This window comes from Sphingomonas hylomeconis, assembly GCF_025370105.1.
Classification (GTDB): Bacteria; Pseudomonadota; Alphaproteobacteria; order Sphingomonadales; family Sphingomonadaceae; genus Sphingomonas; species Sphingomonas hylomeconis.
The window spans coordinates 113,404-131,238 of the sequence record NZ_JANQBK010000008.1; the positions used below are offsets into that span (position 1 = coordinate 113,404).

At 66.3% G+C, this 17,835-nt stretch carries 14 protein-coding genes and 1 tRNA gene; 6 read left to right on the forward strand and 9 right to left on the reverse strand.

Annotated features, from left to right (window positions below):
- The first annotated feature begins 71 nt into the window (after positions 1–71).
- The 5 genes from NV401_RS11435 (at position 72) to NV401_RS11455 (ending at position 7,007) form a co-directional block, all read left to right on the forward strand.
- Positions 72–2,843, forward strand: coding sequence for an Rne/Rng family ribonuclease (locus tag NV401_RS11435; RefSeq protein WP_261294555.1), 2,772 nt, complete (start codon positions 72–74; stop codon positions 2,841–2,843).
- A 171-nt stretch (positions 2,844–3,014) separates the two neighbouring features.
- Complete coding sequence (locus NV401_RS11440) at positions 3,015–4,367, forward strand: M48 family metalloprotease (RefSeq protein WP_261294556.1); 1,353 nt, start codon at positions 3,015–3,017, stop codon at positions 4,365–4,367.
- Positions 4,364–5,110, forward strand: coding sequence for a DsbA family protein (locus NV401_RS11445; RefSeq protein WP_261294557.1), 747 nt, complete (start codon positions 4,364–4,366; stop codon positions 5,108–5,110). Before NV401_RS11440 ends, NV401_RS11445 begins: the two co-directional genes overlap by 4 nt.
- 197 nt (positions 5,111–5,307) lie before the next feature.
- Positions 5,308–6,240, forward strand: a complete 933-nt coding sequence (locus NV401_RS11450) for an ABC transporter ATP-binding protein (protein WP_261294558.1) — start codon at positions 5,308–5,310, stop codon at positions 6,238–6,240.
- Complete coding sequence (locus NV401_RS11455; protein WP_261294559.1) at positions 6,237–7,007, forward strand: ABC transporter permease; 771 nt, start codon at positions 6,237–6,239, stop codon at positions 7,005–7,007. The genes NV401_RS11450 and NV401_RS11455 overlap by 4 nt, the downstream gene beginning before the upstream one ends.
- Before the next feature lie 135 nt (positions 7,008–7,142).
- On the opposite strand, the gene glpX is transcribed toward NV401_RS11455, so the two are convergent.
- From glpX to NV401_RS11475, 4 genes are all read right to left on the reverse strand, one after another.
- Entirely contained in the window at positions 7,143–8,111 is a 969-nt protein-coding gene (gene glpX, locus NV401_RS11460) for a class II fructose-bisphosphatase (protein ID WP_261294560.1), read from the reverse strand.
- 165 nt (positions 8,112–8,276) lie between these two features.
- Positions 8,277–9,101 carry a 2,3,4,5-tetrahydropyridine-2,6-dicarboxylate N-succinyltransferase gene (gene dapD / locus NV401_RS11465; RefSeq protein ID WP_261294561.1) on the reverse strand — a complete coding sequence of 275 codons (825 nt, stop codon included), beginning with the start codon at positions 9,099–9,101 and terminating at the stop codon, positions 8,277–8,279.
- The gene (locus tag NV401_RS11470; protein ID WP_261294562.1) at positions 9,098–9,763 is read right to left on the reverse strand and encodes a pyrimidine 5'-nucleotidase; all 666 of its coding nucleotides are present in this window, start codon (positions 9,761–9,763) and stop codon (positions 9,098–9,100) included. Before NV401_RS11470 ends, dapD begins: the two co-directional genes overlap by 4 nt.
- 98 nt (positions 9,764–9,861) lie before the next feature.
- Entirely contained in the window at positions 9,862–11,154 is a 1,293-nt protein-coding gene (locus NV401_RS11475) for a methyltransferase family protein (RefSeq protein ID WP_261294563.1), read from the reverse strand.
- A 678-nt stretch (positions 11,155–11,832) separates the two neighbouring features.
- On the opposite strand from NV401_RS11475, the gene NV401_RS11480 reads away from it, so the two are divergent.
- Positions 11,833–11,906, forward strand: a tRNA-Gly gene (locus tag NV401_RS11480).
- Positions 11,907–11,922: 16 nt separating this feature from the next.
- Here NV401_RS11480 and NV401_RS11485 read toward each other — a convergent pair.
- The 5 genes from NV401_RS11485 to NV401_RS11505 are packed head-to-tail and all read right to left on the reverse strand — an operon-like array spanning position 11,923 to position 17,780.
- Positions 11,923–12,978 (reverse strand): LacI family DNA-binding transcriptional regulator, encoded by a 1,056-nt coding sequence (locus NV401_RS11485; protein ID WP_261294564.1) that lies wholly within the window; start codon positions 12,976–12,978, stop codon positions 11,923–11,925.
- Positions 12,979–12,987: 9 nt separating this feature from the next.
- Positions 12,988–14,472 carry a tryptophan halogenase family protein gene (locus NV401_RS11490; protein ID WP_261294565.1) on the reverse strand — a complete coding sequence of 495 codons (1,485 nt, stop codon included), beginning with the start codon at positions 14,470–14,472 and terminating at the stop codon, positions 12,988–12,990.
- 14 nt (positions 14,473–14,486) lie between these two features.
- Complete coding sequence (locus NV401_RS11495; RefSeq protein ID WP_261294566.1) at positions 14,487–15,515, reverse strand: cupin-like domain-containing protein; 1,029 nt, start codon at positions 15,513–15,515, stop codon at positions 14,487–14,489.
- Entirely contained in the window at positions 15,508–16,221 is a 714-nt protein-coding gene (locus NV401_RS11500; protein ID WP_261294567.1) for a SapC family protein, read from the reverse strand. The genes NV401_RS11495 and NV401_RS11500 overlap by 8 nt, the downstream gene beginning before the upstream one ends.
- Positions 16,221–17,780: a tryptophan halogenase family protein gene (locus tag NV401_RS11505; protein WP_261294568.1), complete on the reverse strand. Its 1,560-nt coding sequence runs from the start codon at positions 17,778–17,780 to the stop codon at positions 16,221–16,223. The genes NV401_RS11500 and NV401_RS11505 overlap by 1 nt, the downstream gene beginning before the upstream one ends.
- Positions 17,781–17,835 lie beyond the last annotated feature (55 nt).

Genomic DNA, 17,835 nt, shown 5'->3' on the forward strand with positions numbered 1-17,835 from the left:
CCCTGCGCCGCCGCATCACAATCGCGCGCGGGGAGCCCCAGGCACCGGACCGCGCGTCCGGAGAATAATACATGACAATGCGTATGCTGATCGACGCACGCCACCGGGAAGAGACCCGGGTTGCCGTCGTCAACGGAAATCGAATCGAGGAATTTGATTTCGAATCCTCTGAGCACAAGCAGCTCAAGGGTAATATCTATCTCGCCAAGGTTACCCGGGTCGAACCGTCGCTGCAGGCGGCGTTCGTCGATTATGGCGGCAATCGCCACGGCTTCCTCGCGTTCAGCGAAATCCACCCCGATTATTACCAGATCCCCAAGGAAGACCGCGACGCGCTGCTGCGCGAAGAAGCGGAGCATGCCGCCGAGGAAATGGCGCTGCGCGCGCAGCACGACGACGATGAAGACGACCTGCACGACGACGAGGACGGGTACGTCTCGGGCGGCGAGCATGACGACGAGATCGACGAAGACAGCGTCGAGCGGTTCGAGGACGATGGCGGCGTAGAGCCCGAAGGCGCCGCCGAACCGCGCGGCCGTCGCCGCAAGCGCGGTGCCAATGACGAAGCGGCCGAGGATCTGCGCGAGCGCCGCACCAATCTGCGCCATCGCTACAAGATCCAGGACGTGATCCGCCGCCGCCAGGTGCTGCTCGTCCAGGTCGTCAAGGAAGAACGCGGCAACAAGGGCGCCGCGCTGACCAGCTATCTGTCGCTCGCCGGCCGCTATTGCGTGCTGATGCCCAACACGTCGCATGGCGGCGGGATCAGCCGCAAGATCAGCAATGCCGGCGATCGCAAGCGCCTGAAGTCGATCATGGCCGACATGAAGCTGCCCCCGTCGATGGGCTGCATCGTGCGCACCGCCGGGCTGCAGCGCACGCGGCAGGAGATCAAGCGCGACTTCGATTATCTCGCCCGCCTGTGGGACGGGATCCGCGAGAAGACGCTCGAGTCTTCGGCGCCGGCGCTGGTCTACGGCGACAGCGACCTGCTCAAGCGCGCGATCCGCGATATCTACAACAAGGATATCGACGAAGTGATCGTCGAGGGCGTCGAGGGCTATCAGCAGGCCCGCGAATTCATGAAGCTGCTGATGCCGAGCCATGCGCGCAAGGTGAAGCATTATTCCGATGCCGTGCCGCTGTATCAGCGCGCGCGCGTCGAGGAGCAGCTCTCCGCCATGTATCACCCCGTGGTACAGCTGAAATCCGGCGGTTACCTGGTGATCAACCCGACCGAAGCCTTGGTGTCGATCGACATCAACTCCGGCCGCTCGACCCGCGAGCACAGCATCGAGCAGACGGCGACCGCGACCAACCTCGAAGCCGCGCAGGAAATCGCGCGCCAGTTGCGCCTGCGCGACATGGCCGGCCTGGTCGTGATCGATTTCATCGACATGGATAACAGCTCGAACGTCCGCAAGGTCGAGAAGGCGATGAAGGACGCGCTCAAGAACGATCGCGCGCGCATCCAGGTCGGTCGCATCTCCAGCTTCGGGCTGATGGAAATGAGCCGCCAGCGCCTGCGCACCGGCGTGCTCGAAGCCTCCACGCGCCAGTGCCCGCATTGCGAGGGCACCGGTCTGGTCCGCACCGCCTCGTCGTCGGGCGTCTCCGCGCTGCGGCTGATCGAGGACGAAGCGGCGCAGGGCCGCGGGTCGATCCTCACGCTGCATGCCAGCGCCGAGGCTGCCTTCTTCCTGCTCAACCGCAAGCGCGGGGATCTCGCCGAGATCGAGGAGCGCTACGGCGTGACGATCGAAGTGACGCCGGATGGCGAGCAGGAAGGCGCGCGCATGTCGGTCGAAGTGGCCGGCCCGCCCCCTGCCTACGCACCGCGCTTCGCCGCGCCGATCGTCGAGAATGACGAGGACTATCTCGAGGAAGTCGAGGAAGAGTTCGACGAGGTCGAGGACGACGAGGAGACCGAAGAGGCCGCCGAGCCGCGGGCGCCGCGCGAACCGCGCGAGCGCACCGAACGCGCCGCCGATGATGAGGGCGGGCGCAAGCGTCGCCGCCGTCGCGGTCGCCGCGGGCGCAATCGCCCCGAGGGCGAGGAAGCGCGCGAGGGCGACGAGGCGTCGGCCGACGAGCCGGTCGAGGGCGAACTCGACGGCGAAGAGTCCGCGGTCGAGGGTGATGCCGAGTTCGTCGGCGAGCAGCCGGTGAGCGAAGAGGGCGAAGGCCGTCGTCGTCGCGGGCGTCGCGGGCGTCGTGGCGGCCGCCGCAACGAAGGCGATCGCGCCGAGGGTAACGGCGAGACGACCGAAACCGGCGATGTCGAGGCGATGGGCGACGCGCCGGTCGCGGTCGAGGCGCCCGAGCCGGTTGCCGACGCCGAGGAAGCGCCCAAAAAGGGTCGTCGTCGTCCGCGTGCGCGCGGTGCCGATGCCGCGCCCGTGGTCGCCGCCCCGGTCGTCGACGCCGAACCGGTCGTCGAGGCCGCACCCGTGGCCGAGCCGGAGGCCGAAGCGCCTGCCAAGCCCAAGCGTAGCCGTCGCAAGAAGGCGGATGTGGAGGCCGAGACGCCAGCCGTAGAGACGGCGGTGGTCGACAGCCCGGCGCTGATGGACGTGCCGGTTTCGGAAGAGCCCATGCCCAAGAAGCGTCGCGCGCCACGCAAGAAAGCGGAAGTGGAAGCCGAAGCCGAGGCACCGGTTGCCATCCGCGCGCCGAAGCCGGCGGCCAAGCCCCGCACGCCCAAGGCGGCGGCCGCCGCCCCGGTCGCGCCGGCGGTGGAAGTCGAGCAAGCGGACATGCCGGCCGAACGTGAGGTCGATGCCGATCCGGGCGAAGCCGGCAGCCCGCGTCGCGGCTGGTGGCAGCGCACGTTCGGCGCATAACCGCCTGAACGGCTGAACAAGGCCCCCTCCCGCCGCGGGAGGGGGCCTTTTTCGTGCATGCTCCGTTCTGCCGTGGGACAAGTGCCGCTTCACCACCCGTTCAGCCGCGCCGGCTAAGGCAAAGCGCTCCCGTCAATTGCCAGCACCGGAAAACTACTCGATATGTCCGGCATGAAACGTCTCGTTACCGGGATCGCCGCCTCCCTCCTGCTTCTGGCGCAGCCTGCCGCCGCACAGTCGATCCTGCGCGATGCCGAGACGGAGGCAATGTTCGCCACCATGTCGCGGCCGCTGATCGTCGCCGCCGGCCTGTCGCCGGCGAACGTCCGCGTCGTGCTGATCAACGACGATTCGATCAACGCCTTCGTCGCCGGCGGGCAGACCGTCTATGTCCATTCCGGGCTGCTTGCGGCGGCCGACAATGCCAATGAAGTGCAGGGCGTGATCGCGCACGAACTCGGCCATATCGCCGATGGCCATGTCGTGCTGCAGGATGTCGGCAGCAAGCCGGCACTGGGCATCACGCTGCTCAGCATGGTCGTCGGTCTGGCCGCCGCGGTGGCCGGGGCCGGCGATGCCGGGATGGCGATCATGGGGCTCGGCCAGGCTGCCGGCATGGGCAAGTTCCTCGCCTTCAGCCGCGTGCAGGAATCCACTGCGGATGCCGCCGGCGCCAAATATCTCAACGATTCCGGCGTCAGCGGGCGCGGCATGCTGTCCTTCTTCAAGAAGCTGCAGAGCCAGGAATATGCCTACGGCCTCAAGAACATCGATCCGTTCGCGCAGAGCCACCCGCTGAGCGGCCAGCGGATCGAAAATCTGCGCAACGACCTGATGGCCGGCAAGTCGTGGAACGCCAAGCCGGACGTCGCGCTGGAGGAGCGCTTCAAGCGCGTGAAGGCCAAGCTGAACGGCTTCGTCGCCGATGCCAAGACCACGCTCAACGTCTATCCGGAGGACAATCAGAGCGTCTACGCGCATTATGCCCGCGCCTATGCGTGGCACAAATCGGGCTATCCCGACAAAGCCGATGCCGAGGCCGCCGCGCTGATCAAGGCCGATCCGCACGATCCGTATTTTCTCGAGATACAGGGCCAGATCCTGCTCGAGGCGGGCAAACCGGCCGAGGCGATCGCGCCGCTGCGCGAGGCGACCGAGCGGTCGAACAATGCGCCGCTGATCGCCACCACCTTCGGCCATGCGCTGATCGCCACCGACGATGCCAAGAATTATCCCGAAGCGGTGCGCGTGCTGCGCCAGGCGGTGCAGCGCGACGATCAGAACCCGTTCGCCTGGTATCAGCTCGGCACGGTCTACGAACGGATCGGCGACGAACCCCGCGCGCTGCTCGCCACTGCCGAGCGCGCCAGCCAGAATGGTGATTCACGCACCGCGGCGTACAGCGCGCGCGGCGCGATGGCCGGCCTCACGCCCAACACGGCGGACTGGATCAGGGCGCAGGACATCGCCATGACCGCGCAGAACGACATGGACGACAACCCCAAAAAGTATCGCAAACGATGATATATGCCGAAACCCGATCCTCGCTGAAGCTCGTCGGGCTGATGCTCGTCGCGACCTTGCTCGGCGGCATCATCCTGTGGGCCGCGCAGCGCGCCGCGCCGAACGCGCTGCAGGGCGCCGACAAGGCCCGGATCGAGGCGACGGTGCGCGATTACGTGCTGGCGCACCCGGAGATCATTCCCGAAGCGATGCGGCTGCTGCAGCAGCGCGAGACCGGCAAGTCGATCGCCGCCAATCGTGCGCAGATCCTCGAGCCGTTCGGCGATGCCTGGATCGGCAACCCCAAGGGCGACGTCACGCTGGTCGAATATTTCGACTATAATTGCGGCTATTGCCGCTCCAGCCTGCCGGTGATCGCCGAGCTGGTGCGGCGCGATCCCAATGTGCGCGTGGTGTTCAAGGAATTCCCGATCCTGAGCGAACAGAGCGTGACGGCGGCGCGGCTCAGCCTGGCCGCCGCCGCACAGGGCAAGTTCAAGCCGTTTCACGACGCGCTCTATGCCGCGGGGCCGGTATCCGAACAGACGATGCAGCAGGCGGCGAAGACGGCCGGGCTGGACCTGGCCAAGGCCGCGGCAATGACGCCCAAGGCCGAAGCGGAGATCGCCGCCAACCGCCGCGTCGCGCAAACGCTGGGGCTGACGGGCACGCCGAGCTGGGTGATCGGCACCAAGGTGGTGTCCGCCGCGCTGCCGCTGGAGGAGCTGGAGAAAGCCGTGAAGGAAGCGCGCGCGCAGAGCTGAGACGCGCATGTGTCGCGCCCCCGCCCCCACACACTGCCGTCATCCTGACGAACGTCAGGATCCATTCCTCCTCTCGGACGATCGAGCATGAGGCACGATGGATCCTGACGTTCGACAGGATGACGGAATAGCGTACCGCACGGTTGCACCGCACCGCCCCCGCCCCCATCTCCCCTCCACCCAGGGGGATCTCCAGCTTGCCAGCCATTCTCACCGTCGCCGGCGTCTCGAAGACGTACGATTCCGGCACCACCGCACTGTCACCGATCGACCTCGAGATCGAAAAGGGCGAGATATTCGCCCTGCTCGGCCCCAACGGCGCCGGCAAGACCACGCTGATCAGCATCATCTGCGGCATCGTCACGCCCTCCGGCGGCACGATCGATGTGATGGGCCATGACGCGATCAAAGACTTCCGCGCCGCGCGCCGCCTGGTCGGGCTGGTGCCGCAGGAATTGTCGGTCGACATGTTCGAAACGGTACTCGCCACCGTCAAGTTCAGCCGTCGCCTGTTCGGACGCTCGGGGCACGACGCCTATATCGAGCAGGTGCTGCGCGACCTGTCGCTGTGGGACAAGCGCCATGCCAAGATCATGGAACTGTCCGGCGGCATGAAGCGCCGGGTGCTGATCGCCAAGGCGCTTGCCCACGAACCCGATATCCTGTTCCTCGACGAACCCACCGCCGGCGTCGACGTGTCGCTCCGGCGCGATATGTGGAAGCTGATCCACCGCCTGCGGACACGCGGCGTGACGATCATCCTGACCACGCACTATATCGAAGAGGCCGAGGAGATGGCCGACCGCGTCGGCGTGATCGACAAGGGCAAGCTGGTATTGGTGGAGCGCAAGACCGAACTGATGAAGCGGCTCGGCAAGCGTGAGGTGCTGGTATCGCTGCGCGAACCGTTGCGCGCGGTCCCGGCGGCACTCGCCAATTGGGACGTCGAACTGGCCGATGAAGGCCATAGCCTGCGGCACAGCTTCGTCGCCGATGGCGATCGCGACGGCATCCCCGCGCTGCTCGCCAAGCTGCGCGAACTCGACATCGACTTCACCGATCTCGAGACGCATCGCAGCTCGCTCGAAGACATTTTCGTCGACCTGGTCGGCCGGAAGGACGCGGCATGACCGGTTTCAATGCGCACGGCGTATGGGCCATCTATCGCTTCGAAATGGCGCGCGCGCTGCGCACGCTGTGGCAGAGCGTGGCGACGCCGGTGATCACCACCTCGCTCTATTTCGTCGTGTTCGGCGGGGCGATCGGCAGCCGCATGCAATCGGTCGACGGGGTCGGCTATGGCAGCTTCATCGTGCCCGGGCTGATCATGCTCTCGCTGCTCACGCAGAGCATTTCCAACGCCTCGATCGGCATCTACTTCCCCAAATTCACCGGCACGATCTACGAACTGCTCTCGGCCCCCGTATCGGCGATGGAGATGGTGCTCGGCTATGTCGGCGCCGCGGCGACCAAATCGGTGATCCTCGGCCTGATCATTCTCGCCACCGCAATGCTGTTCGTCGATCTGCCGATCAAGCACCCGCTTATGATGCTCGCTTTCCTCGTGCTGACCAGCATCGCGTTCAGCCTGTTCGGCTTCATCATCGGCGTCTGGGCCAAGGGCTTCGAACAGCTGAACTTCGTGCCGGCGCTGCTGATCACGCCGCTCACCTTCCTTGGCGGCGCGTTCTACTCGATCGACATGCTGCCGCCGGTGTGGCGCACGGTCAGCCTGTTCAATCCGGTCGTCTATCTGGTCAGCGGCTTCCGCTGGAGCTTCTTCGGCCAGGGCGATGTCGGGGTCGGCGCGAGCCTTGCCTTCACCTTCGCCTTCCTGCTGGCGTGCCTCGGCGTGATCGCCTGGATCTTCAAGACCGGGTATCGGATGAAGGAATAACTCCTCCCCGGCACGGGGAGGGCGTTTTCAGCCGAGTGGTGGAGGGCGGCCACCGCGAGCGCCAACTGCTGCGTTGCCGGCCCACCCCCTCCGTCAGGCTGCGCCTGCCACCTCCCCGTGCCGGGGAGGAGTGTTTTAAATCCGATGTTCGCCCTTCACCCAGCGCACCGTGCCGCTCGACGCACGCATCACCACGCTCTCCGTCGTCATCGTGCCGCCCTTGCGCTTCACGCCTTCGAGCAGCGATCCGTCGGTCACGCCGGTCGCGGCGAAGATGCAGTCGCCCTTGGCCAGCTCGGTCAGGTCGTATTGCTTGTCGAGATCGGTCACGCCCCACTTGGCCGCGCGGCCGCGCTCGTCGTCGTTGCGGAACAGCAACCGGCCCTTGAATTGCCCACCGACGCAACGCAGCGCTGCGGCCGCCAGCACGCCCTCCGGCGCACCGCCCGAGCCCATATAGATGTCGATCGTCGTATCGGGATTGGTCGTCGCGATCACCCCGGCGACGTCGCCGTCACCGATCAGCATGATGCCGACGCCGAGTGCGCGCAGTTCGGCGATCAGCGCCTCGTGCCGCGGGCGATCGAGCACGCAGGCGATGATCTCGCTGGGCTCCACGCCCTTGGCCGCGGCGACGGCGCGGATATTCTCGGTCGGCGTGCGATCGAGATCGATGATCCCTTCGGGATAGCCCGGGCCGACGGCGATTTTGTCCATATACACGTCGGGTGCGTTGAGCAGCCCGCCCTGTTCGGCGATCGCCAGCACCGCCAGGCTGTTCGGGCCGGCGGTCGCACAGATCGTCGTGCCTTCGAGCGGATCGAGCGCGATGTCGATCTTCGGCCCCTTGCCGATCGCCGAGCCGACCTTTTCGCCGATGAACAGCATCGGCGCCTCGTCGCGCTCGCCTTCGCCGATCACCACGGTGCCGTCCATGTACAGCGAGTTGAGCGCCTCGCGCATCGCCTCGACGGCGGCGGCATCGGCGGCCTTTTCGTCGCCGCGGCCGACCAGTTTGGACGCAGCGACCGCCGCCGCTTCGGTGACGCGCACCATTTCGAGGACGAGGACGCGGTCGAGTACCTGGCTGGCGGCAGTGGTCATGAGAATTCCCTTGTTTGGGTTGGGCCTAAGCATGGCCTGTGACAATGTCGAGACCGGTCCCCCTCCCGCTTCCGGGAGGGGTCAGGGGAGGGCATGCCAGCGGGTCCTTGACCCCTGCATGCAGCCCCTCCCCCAGCCCCTCCCGCAAGCGGGAGGGGAGAAAGATCAATCCCGCAGCAATTCGTTGATGCTGGTCTTGGAGCGCGTCTGCGCATCGACGCGCTTGACGATCACCGCGCAGTACAGCGCCGGCTTGCCGTCCCCGCCGCCGATCGAGCCCGGCACGACCACCGCAAAAGGCGGCACCTCGCCACGGAACGTCTCGCCGGTCGCGCGATCGATGATCTTGGTGCTGGCCCCGAGATACACGCCCATCGACAGCACCGCGCCCTCGCCGACGCGCACGCCCTCGGCCACTTCGCTGCGCGCGCCGATGAACGCACCGTCGCCGATGATCACCGGATCCGCCTGCAGCGGCTCGAGCACCCCGCCGATCCCGGCGCCGCCCGAAATATGCACGTTCCGGCCGATCTGCGCGCAGCTGCCGACCGTCGCCCAGGCGTCGATCATCGAATTCTCGCCGACATAGCCGCCGATATTGACGAAGCTCGGCATCAGCACCGCGCCCTTGGCGATATAGGCGCCGCGCCGCACGATGCTGCCCGGCACGCTGCGGAAGCCCGCGGCGCGATAGCGCGCCTCATCCCAGCCCTCGAACTTGCTCGGCACCTTGTCGAACCAGGTCGATCCGCCCGGCCCCTGGATCACTTCGTTGTCGTTCAGCCGGAACGACAGCAGGACCGCCTTTTTGAGCCACTGATTGACCGTCCAGCCGCCCTGCCCATCCGGCTCGGCGACGCGCGCCTGCCCGGAATCGAGCAGCTCCAGTGCCTCGTCCACCGCGCTGCGCACCGCGCCGACCGTGGCGAAGCCGAGATCGGCGCGATCCTCCCATGCGGTATCGATCGTCTTCTGCAGATTGTCGCTCATGCGGCCTCCAATATGTCTTCCAGCCAGTGGCGGATGTCATGGGTGATGAAATCGACGTGCTCGTGAGTCTCGTCGGGTGTCTGTTCGGAGCCGTTATCGACCCACAGGGTGGTCATGCCGATCGCCTTGGCCGGCTTCAGATTGCGCGCCATGTCCTCGGCGAACAGCGAGGCCTGCGGATCGAGATCGAATGCGGCGCACAGCCCGGCATAGGCCGAGGCCTGCGGCTTGGGCGCGAGGTTCATCGCGTGGATATCGTGGATCGCCTCGAAACTGTCGCTCAGCCCCAGGCGGCCGAGCACAGTGGTGGCATAGGGCGTATCGGCGTTGGTAAAGACGATCTTGCGCCCCGGCAGCTTGGCGATCGCCGCGGCGAGCGGGGCATTCTCCTCCAGCGCGTCCATCTCGATATCGTGGACGAAGGCGAGGAACTCATGCGGATCGACGTCGTGATCGGCCATCAGCCCGGCGAGCGTCGTGCCATGCGCGTGGAAATAGCCCTTCTGGATGCGCCGCGCCTCGGCCAGATCGACGCCCAGGCGCTCGGAGATGTACGCGCCCATTTTGGCATCGACCCCGTCGAACAGACGCGCGCTCGCCGGATACAGCGTATTGTCGAGATCGAAGATCCAGGTGCGGATATGGGCGAGCCGGGGGTCCATGTGCCGTGGCTCTAAGCAGCGCGGGCGTGGGGGGCAACCTCAACCCGCGCACCGCGCCGCATCTCGGCGGCCGGCACGTCTTGCGCTCAGCCGCCGCGTCAGCTCCGCAACCAGCGGAAGAAGCGCGGCACCGGCGCGTTGCGCTCCATCCACGCACTATACTCGACATAGGCCGGATCGAGCCCGAGATGCCGTTCCTCGGTGCGTGCGCGCCAGTAATAGACGCCGGCCACGACCCCCATCAGGATCGTCGCGCGCGCCGCGTCGGTCAGGCTGCCGGTGCTCAGGAATGGGAGCACCGAAATCAGCCAGAACAGGTTTTTCGACAGATAGGCCGGATGCCGCGACCAGGCATAGGGGCCGTTGGTCAGGATCCCGCGGTTGGTGAGGTTGGAGAAGCGAAAGCCGAACGTGACCGTCGCCCAGGCATAGATCGCGGTCAGCCCGACCAGCACCGCGCCGAACACGCTCAGGATCAGTGGATGGCCGGCAAACCAGAACGACCATTCGGCCGTGCCGGGATGATAATCGAGCGGCCCGCCCGGATTCATCAGGATGAACGGTGGATAGCAGATCAGCGCCGCCGTCCAGCCCGCGGCAAAAGGCGAGGCGCTGCGGATATGCGAATCGAGCGGCTTCAGTGCGAGGATATAGCCGACCGTGGCGAAGGCGACGTCGATCATGAACATGAAGGTGATCAGCCAAGTCGATAGCGCGACCGGATCGGACAGCAGCCGGCCGGTATCGGTGCGGATGAACTCGCCGAACCCGGGTGGGACGATCGCCAGCATGAACGGCAGGAAGAACGCCTTCACGCCCCAGCTGCGCAGATGATTGTGGATCGCCGCGCTGTCCGCATCGCCGGCCAGCCCCATCAGCCACGCGCCGAACGACCAGCAATCGTCCCTTGGCGCGGTCGCGTGGCGATCGAGCAGGATGATATAGGGGATCGAGACGGCAAACAGCAGCGGCGCGACGGTCTGCAGGCACCACATGGCGAACTGGAAATTGCCTTCCCAATAGAAGCGCCCCGTTGCGTAGATCAGCGCGATCGCGCCCCAGGTGACACACAGGCCGGCAAGCTTGGTCAGGCTGATATCGAGCGTATCGCGCCACGGCTTGGCATTCGCCCAGTCCATCCCCGTCGTCGGGCGGCGGTGCACGCGATCGACCAGCACTGCCCATGCCAGCATCGGCACGCCGCAGGCCGCGAGGCTGGCCAGTGCCGCATAGGTCCCGTCCATCCCGAACCAGCGCGCGATGCCGACCCAGATCAGCAGACCCGCAAGGCCGGCCAGCCCCGTCCCGGTGCTGACGGCGGAAGCGGGGCGCGGGTCAGCCGCCCGGGCTGCGCGTGCGAGAGTGCGATCCTGATACATCGCGGGCAGCATAGCCCTGATCTGGTAAGCAAGCCGTAAAGCATCTGCCACCCGTCTTGCCGCGCAGCACCAGGAGCAACCCCAGCGCCTCTCGATTGCAGTTTATGCAATTGCGATCGCGCGCTACGCACTTGCGGCAAGTCGTGCTGCAGTGCACAAAGACGGTGCCTTTCAGGCATCCTCTCCTAAAACTTTCAAGGGGTCGGCTTTTCGGAGCCGACCCCCTTTTTTTTGGCCTGCACTTACGGTAGAGCAAGAACGCTGTCGTCACGCCGAACAAACAAAATAAGAGTTCGAGGAGTGGAGCCAGCCGGTCAGACCGGCACCGGCGCGATGCAGTGTGGGGGATGGAGCGCGACGCCACGGCGCTCTCCCCCACGCGGTGCCTGCATCTATTGCGTCTGCGTTGACCGGTTCACGGCCAATCCCATCTATTCCTCACCACGTTGCGGCTCGCAATGGCGCTTGGTCGCCAGCGTTGGGCGCGCAGTCCCGCGAGTGAGCTCTGCTGTCCTGCTTCGGCGCCAGCACGGGCCTTGCCTCAAGCCGGGACCTTACCGGACGAAAATAGCGCGCCCCAACCGCATCCGCGCCGCAGCCTATTGACGCTCACGGCGCTGCCATGGCAGGTCGCTTGCGGCACGGCCACGCCTGCGCTTCGGCGCACCGATCGTCGTGACGCTGCATGATGCGGGTATAGCTCAATGGTAGAGCAGCAGCCTTCCAAGCTGAATACGCGGGTTCGATTCCCGCTACCCGCTCCACTGCCCTGGTTTGCGCTCAGCTCCGCCGCGGTGGGGCGGTGGACTGACGCAGCACCAAGGAGGCCGGGACGATGGTCGGTCCGTCCGGCGTTTCGCGACCCATCTGATCGGCGATGATCAGTTCCACTGCACGCGCGGTGACTTCGGCGATCGGCTGGGCGATCGCGGCCAGCGGCGGATGGGTGAAATGCACCATCGGCGTATCGTCGAAACTGATCAGCGAGAGATCAGCCGGCACATCGAGCCCACGGGTACGCGCGACGTCCAGTGCGGCCAGCGCCATGCGGTCATTGCTGGCGATGATCGCGCTCGGCGGAGCCACCGCGTCGAGCAGCGCCACCGCTGCATCGCGCCCTGATTCATAGCCGAAATCACCCTGCGCGAGCAGCCCGGCGGTGGCATATCCGGCCGTCGCCATCGCCTGGCGCCAGCCATCGACGCGCCACCCACTCAGTTCATAATCCGCCGGGCCGGCGATAAACCCGATCCGCTCATGGCCCAGATCCAGCAGATGTTCGGTGGCGAGGCGCGCGGCGCGCTCGTCGTCCATTGTCAGCGCAAAGCCGGGACCGGGCTTGAGCGAGCCGATCCGTGCAAAGCTGATCCGGTGCTCGGCTAGCAGCTCGGTAATCAGCGGGTTGGCCGAATGCGGCGGGGTGAGGATCACGCCATCGGGTTGCAGCGCGGCGATCGCGCCGAGCAGTTCGCGCTCGATATGGTCGCTATGCGTGTCGACCAGTTCGATGATCAGCCGATAGCCGTGCTCGGCACAGGTCAGCATGCCGCCCAGCAGCATCTGCCCCACCCAGTCCGCGCCCTGCCGCTCGCGCCAGTCGGCGATCGTGCGATCGCGGTCGTTGAGCGAGAGGATGATGTAGGAACGCGATCCGCCCATACGTTGCGCGGCGATCGACGGCACATAACCGAGCCGCGTGATCGATTCCTGCACGCGCAGCATCATCTCGGGCCGCACGTTCGGCTCCTTGTTGATCACGCGGCTGACGGTCTGCAGCGACACGCCGGCATCGGCGGCGACGTGCTTGATGGTTACGGATTGACGCCGTCTTGCCATGGTCGAAGCTCAGGCGGCGCGCGGCGCGTCGGCACCGCAATAATGCGCGACATAGGCACCATGTGCGGGCAGGCCGGCAACGGTATCGCGGACGCGCCCGCGCAGCGTGCCGAGCAGACGATCCAGTTCCTCGTCGCCGAGCTTGGCGGCGATCGGGTGGTGCGATCCGGGGATGATCCCCTGCCCCAGCATCACCTGCACCCAGCTATTCTCCGCGAACAGTTCCTCGTTCTTGCGGAACACCCGGCCGGTATCGCGGAACAGCTCAATCTTCTGCGCGAGCGTGTCGGGGATCTCCATGTCGCGGCACTGGCGCCAGAAGGCGCTGTCGCCGCGCTCGGTCGCTTTATAATGAAGGATCAGGAAATCGCGGATCTGCAGCATGTCGGTATGCTGTTGGTCGTTGAATTCGGCCACATCGCGTTCGCTGATCGCGCCCGACGGCAACATCCGCAACAAGCGCAGCACGGCACGCTGGATCAGATGGATGCTGGTCGATTCGAGCGGCTCCATGAACCCGCCGGAGAGGCCGATCGCGATGCAGTTGCGGTGCCATTGCTTGCGCCGGGCGCCGGTCACGAAACGCAGGCGGTTGGGTTCGGTCAGCGCCTCGCCCTCGATATTGCCGAGCAGGCGCGCCTGCGCTTCGTCGTGCGAAAGATAGCGGCTGCAATAGACGATGCCGTTGCCGGTGCGGTGCTGTAGCGGGATGCGCCATTGCCAGCCGGCATCATGCGCCATCGCGCGGGTATAGGGCACCGCCGGTCGGACATTCTCGGTCTGCACAGCGATTGCGGAATCGCACGGCAGATAATGCGTCCAATCGTCATAGCCCGCATGCAGCGCACCCTCGATCAGCAGCGCGCGGAAGCCGGTGCAATCGAGGAACAGGTCGCCCTCGATCCGCGCGCCCGAATCGAGCACCAGAGCGGCGATGTCGCCACGCTCGCCGTCCAGCTCGACGCGCGCGATCCTGCCCTCGATCCGCGTCGTCCCGTCGGCTTCCGCCATGTTGCGCAGGAACTTGGCGTAGAGCGTGGAATCAAGCTGGTAGGCATAGTTCATCGCGTTGTCGGGCAGATGCGCGAACTTGGATTGCAGTGCGGCGGTCAGCTCGAGGCAGTAATCGTCGTACGGCTGCTGATGGCCGCGCTCCAGCCCGTGCAACCAGAAGTGCTGGAAACCTGCCGCCCAATGATCCTTGCCGGTCAGGCCGAACGAATGGAAATAGCGGTCATGGCCGTCCTTCCAGCCGTCGAACAGGATGCCGAGTTTGAACGTCGCCTGCGTCGCGCGCATGAAATCGGCTTCGTTGATGCCGAGCAGGCGGTTGTAGTTGACCAACGGCGGGATCGTCGATTCTCCCACGCCGATCGTGCCGATCGCGTCGGACTCAACTAATGTCACCTCGGCCGCCCGCCCCATCGTGCGCGCGATCGCGGCGGCCGCCATCCAGCCGGCGGTGCCGCCTCCGGCTACGACGATGCGGCGCATGCTCTTCTCCACTGTCATTTGCTCAACTGCCGGAGCAGGAATGCGCGCAGCCGGCCGGCGCTCTCCGGCGTCAGCGGCGCGAGCACGCTGCGCGCAGGCTCCGGAATATGCGCTACCACGTCATCGTTGTTGCTGAATACGTAATGATCGAACAGATCGCGCCAATGCGCCTTCTGGTCGGCGGGCAGATCGCGGATGGCGAGCAGGGCATGATTGAGCGCGTCCTGCGGCTGGCCGAGCCAGCGCGGACTATCGCGCCACCAATAATTGACCAGCACGTTGAAGTCGGCGAGCCCCTCGACGTGATGCCACCACAAGGCCGGGATATACAGCGCATCACCGGCCTCCAGCTCGGCGACCTGCCCGTGCGCCACCGCATCGGCGAAGCGCGGATGCCGTGCGAGATCGGGGGCGTGGAAATCGACCATACTGATCGGGCGACCGGCGGGCGTGTGATCGAGCGGTCCCAGGTACAGATTGCGGAATTGCTCGCGCGGGAACAGCGTGAACCGGCGGCGCCCGACAGCGACGCAGGCGAGATTGTCCGGCACGTCGTTATGCGCCGCGATCCGCGTTTTGGTGCCGATCCAGATGCTGGCGAGTGGCGTGCGCGTGCCCAGATCGACCTGGTTGGCCTCGTGCAGGCCGGCAAAAAACGCATGCAGGTCGATCGATGCGAGATAGACCGGCGGCGCGTCCGGCTGCCCCTCCATACGCGCGATCTTGGAGAAAATGTCCGGCAGCTTGGCACGCGCCATGCGGAAATTCATCTGCATGGCATCGTCATAGAACAAGCGCCCGTCGGTGCCCGGCGCGCCGACCGAGACGGTAAACGGCACGTCGCGCGCATGCGCGGCTATATAGTCACGCGCGTCCCCGGCGGAACGGCGGCCCGCCTGCACCATCGGCCAGTCGGCGACCAGCCCGCGCACGACGAACGGCGTCGTCGCGTTCAGCAGCCGGGCGTCGAGATCGGCGGCGTCGGCCACCGCGATCTCGGGCACCTGCGCCAGGCCGGCCAGGATGTCCGCTGGCTCAGCCATGCACCAGACGGTTCTTGCGCGCGACCAGATCGCCGAGATGGCCGAGCGAGGCGACCGCCATGAAGATCGGCATCAGATGGCCCGCCTGGTGCAGATCGGCGATCGCGCCCGCGTCCAGGCTGCGCAGCTGTTGCTCGTCGATGACGTGGAACCCGACCAGTCGGTTGATCGATCCGTCGTCGAGCGTGATCTCCAGCGTCAGCGGCTCGAGCAAATCGTACCGCTCCAGCGCGGCGAAGAAGTCGGGCGCAGCGCGATAGCCTTCGTCGAGTTCCCCGAGCCGCTCGGCGATCGCCTCGAGATACGGCGTCGGGCGGCCGACCTCATCGAACAATTGGACACCTTCGCCGCCGCCGATCCGCGGGCTGGCCATGTCGATATGCACCTGCTGACGGTCCCCGCCCGCCGCCGTGCGACCGATCAGGAACGGCTGGATCGCAAGGGCGAGCGGGCGATAGCGCGCATCCCAGCCGTGCTCACCCAGGAACAGATTCTCGCCGTCGACGAAGCCGAACATGGCCAGCGCGGTGAAGCCGGTGCGTTCGGCATCCTGGCGAAACAGGATCGGATAATGTTCCTGCACCTGGCGAAATTCGGCCGGCACGGTGAGGCAACACATCACCGCATCGCCGAGCTCCGCAGCGCAATCGGTACGCACCCGAACGGCAGCGTGGGTTTCGGCGGTGAGGATCTGGTGATCGGACATCAGGCGGCGGTTTCCAGTTTGGCGTGGTGTGCGCGGAGCGCATCGAGATAGGCACGGTTGGTCGGCAGGCTGGCCGCGAGCGCGCGGCCGCGCTGCGAAACCTGGCGCAGTGCGGCGGTGGCCTGCGCCCGTGTGTCGCTCGATATCACGCCATCGGGGGGAGCGGGGAAACCCATGCCGTACAGGACATAAAGGTAACTGGCCGCCGGGAACACCTCTTCCGCCGCGAACAGATCGGCGCGTGACGGCGGTTGGTGTTGCCACAACGCCAGCAGGTCGGCGAGGCGCGGCGGAATCGAGGCGGCGTTACGATGATCGCGCCAATAGGGATCGTCACGCACGCTGAGCACGTAGTGCAGCTTGAGGAACTCGACGATCCGGTCCCAGCGATAGCGGAACAGCGTATTGAACCGCGCGGCATGGATCGGCAGCACCGCGCGGGTCGCCGGAAAACCGTCCAGCAACGCCTCCAGCGACAGTTCGATCATCACGATGGCCGAGGCTTCGAGCGGCTCGAGGAAGCCGGCCGCCTGGCCGATCGCGAGGCAGTTTCGGTGCCAGAACGTCTCGCGATGGGCGGAGCGGAAACGCAATTGGCGGATCGACAGCTGGTCGATTGCCGTATCGGGCGCGGAGCGGCGGAGATAGGCATCGAGCGTCATCCGCGCCTCCGCATCGCTCATATGTGCCGAGGAATAGACACAGCCGACGCCGCGCCGCGTGGGTAGGCCGATATCCCAGATCCAGCCGGCGGCATGCGCAGTGGCATTGGTCTGGGACGCGATCGCGCTGTCGCGCGCCACCGGCACCTGCACGGCCAGCGCCGCATCGTTGAACAACTCGCCGCCGCGATCGATCAGCCCGACGCCGTAATGCTGCCCGATCAGCAACGCGGCATGCCCGGTGCAATCGAGAAACAGATCGCCGTCGATCGCGCCATGGTCGCGCGTCGCCACCGCAGCGATATCGCCATCGGCGCGCGCTTCAACCGTCACGACATGATCGCGCACGTGCCGCACGCCCAGCCGCTCGGTCGCATGACGCATCAGCAAGGCTGCGAGTTTGCCCGCATCGAGATGATAGGCGTAGTTCAACGCGCCGGTATAATCGGGCATGGCGCGGGCGCGCGGCGCGAGATCGCGGGCGCACGCCTGCGCCTGCGCGGTGACGGTATCGGCGAAACGATCCAGACCGGCCAGATCGCGCCATGCCGAGACAACGTCGCGCGGATCGCCGTCGATCGGTGGACCGAACGGGTGCAGATAGGCGTCGTCCGCGCCGCCGTCGCGCCAGCCGACGAAGCGCGAGCCCTGCTTGAACGAGGCATCGCAGGCGAGCAGGAATTCGGTTTCCGAAATGCCGATCCGCTGCAGCGTGCGGCGCATCGTCGGCCAGGTGCCCTCACCGACGCCAATCGTCGCGACGTCGGGCGATTCGATCAACGTGACGGTGATCGGCTGCCGCGCTTTGGGGTCGGCGCGCGCAGCGATCAGGCACGCCGCCAGCCAGCCGGCGGTGCCGCCGCCGACGATCACGATATCGGAAACTGGCTGTCCCATCCGCGCGCCCCTCGATGCCAAATCAGGCCTGCCGCCGGCAGCGTGAAAAAGCCAC

Bases quoted from the DNA above. Each gene is read 5' to 3' on its own strand.
- NV401_RS11470 (WP_261294562.1), bottom strand. From the start codon at position 9,763: ATGGACCCCCGGCTCGCCCATATCCGCACCTGGATCTTCGATCTCGAC.
- NV401_RS11455 (WP_261294559.1), top strand. From the start codon at position 6,237: ATGACCGGTTTCAATGCGCACGGCGTATGGGCCATCTATCGCTTCGAA.
- NV401_RS11435 (WP_261294555.1), top strand. From the start codon at position 72: ATGACAATGCGTATGCTGATCGACGCACGCCACCGGGAAGAGACCCGG.
- dapD (WP_261294561.1), bottom strand. From the start codon at position 9,101: ATGAGCGACAATCTGCAGAAGACGATCGATACCGCATGGGAGGATCGC.
- NV401_RS11485 (WP_261294564.1), bottom strand. From the start codon at position 12,978: ATGGCAAGACGGCGTCAATCCGTAACCATCAAGCACGTCGCCGCCGAT.
- NV401_RS11490 (WP_261294565.1), bottom strand. From the start codon at position 14,472: ATGCGCCGCATCGTCGTAGCCGGAGGCGGCACCGCCGGCTGGATGGCG.
- NV401_RS11440 (WP_261294556.1), top strand. From the start codon at position 3,015: ATGAAACGTCTCGTTACCGGGATCGCCGCCTCCCTCCTGCTTCTGGCG.
- glpX (WP_261294560.1), bottom strand. From the start codon at position 8,111: ATGACCACTGCCGCCAGCCAGGTACTCGACCGCGTCCTCGTCCTCGAA.
- NV401_RS11500 (WP_261294567.1), bottom strand. From the start codon at position 16,221: ATGTCCGATCACCAGATCCTCACCGCCGAAACCCACGCTGCCGTTCGG.
- NV401_RS11475 (WP_261294563.1), bottom strand. From the start codon at position 11,154: ATGCTGCCCGCGATGTATCAGGATCGCACTCTCGCACGCGCAGCCCGG.
- NV401_RS11505 (WP_261294568.1), bottom strand. From the start codon at position 17,780: ATGGGACAGCCAGTTTCCGATATCGTGATCGTCGGCGGCGGCACCGCC.
- NV401_RS11495 (WP_261294566.1), bottom strand. From the start codon at position 15,515: ATGGCTGAGCCAGCGGACATCCTGGCCGGCCTGGCGCAGGTGCCCGAG.
- NV401_RS11445 (WP_261294557.1), top strand. From the start codon at position 4,364: ATGATATATGCCGAAACCCGATCCTCGCTGAAGCTCGTCGGGCTGATG.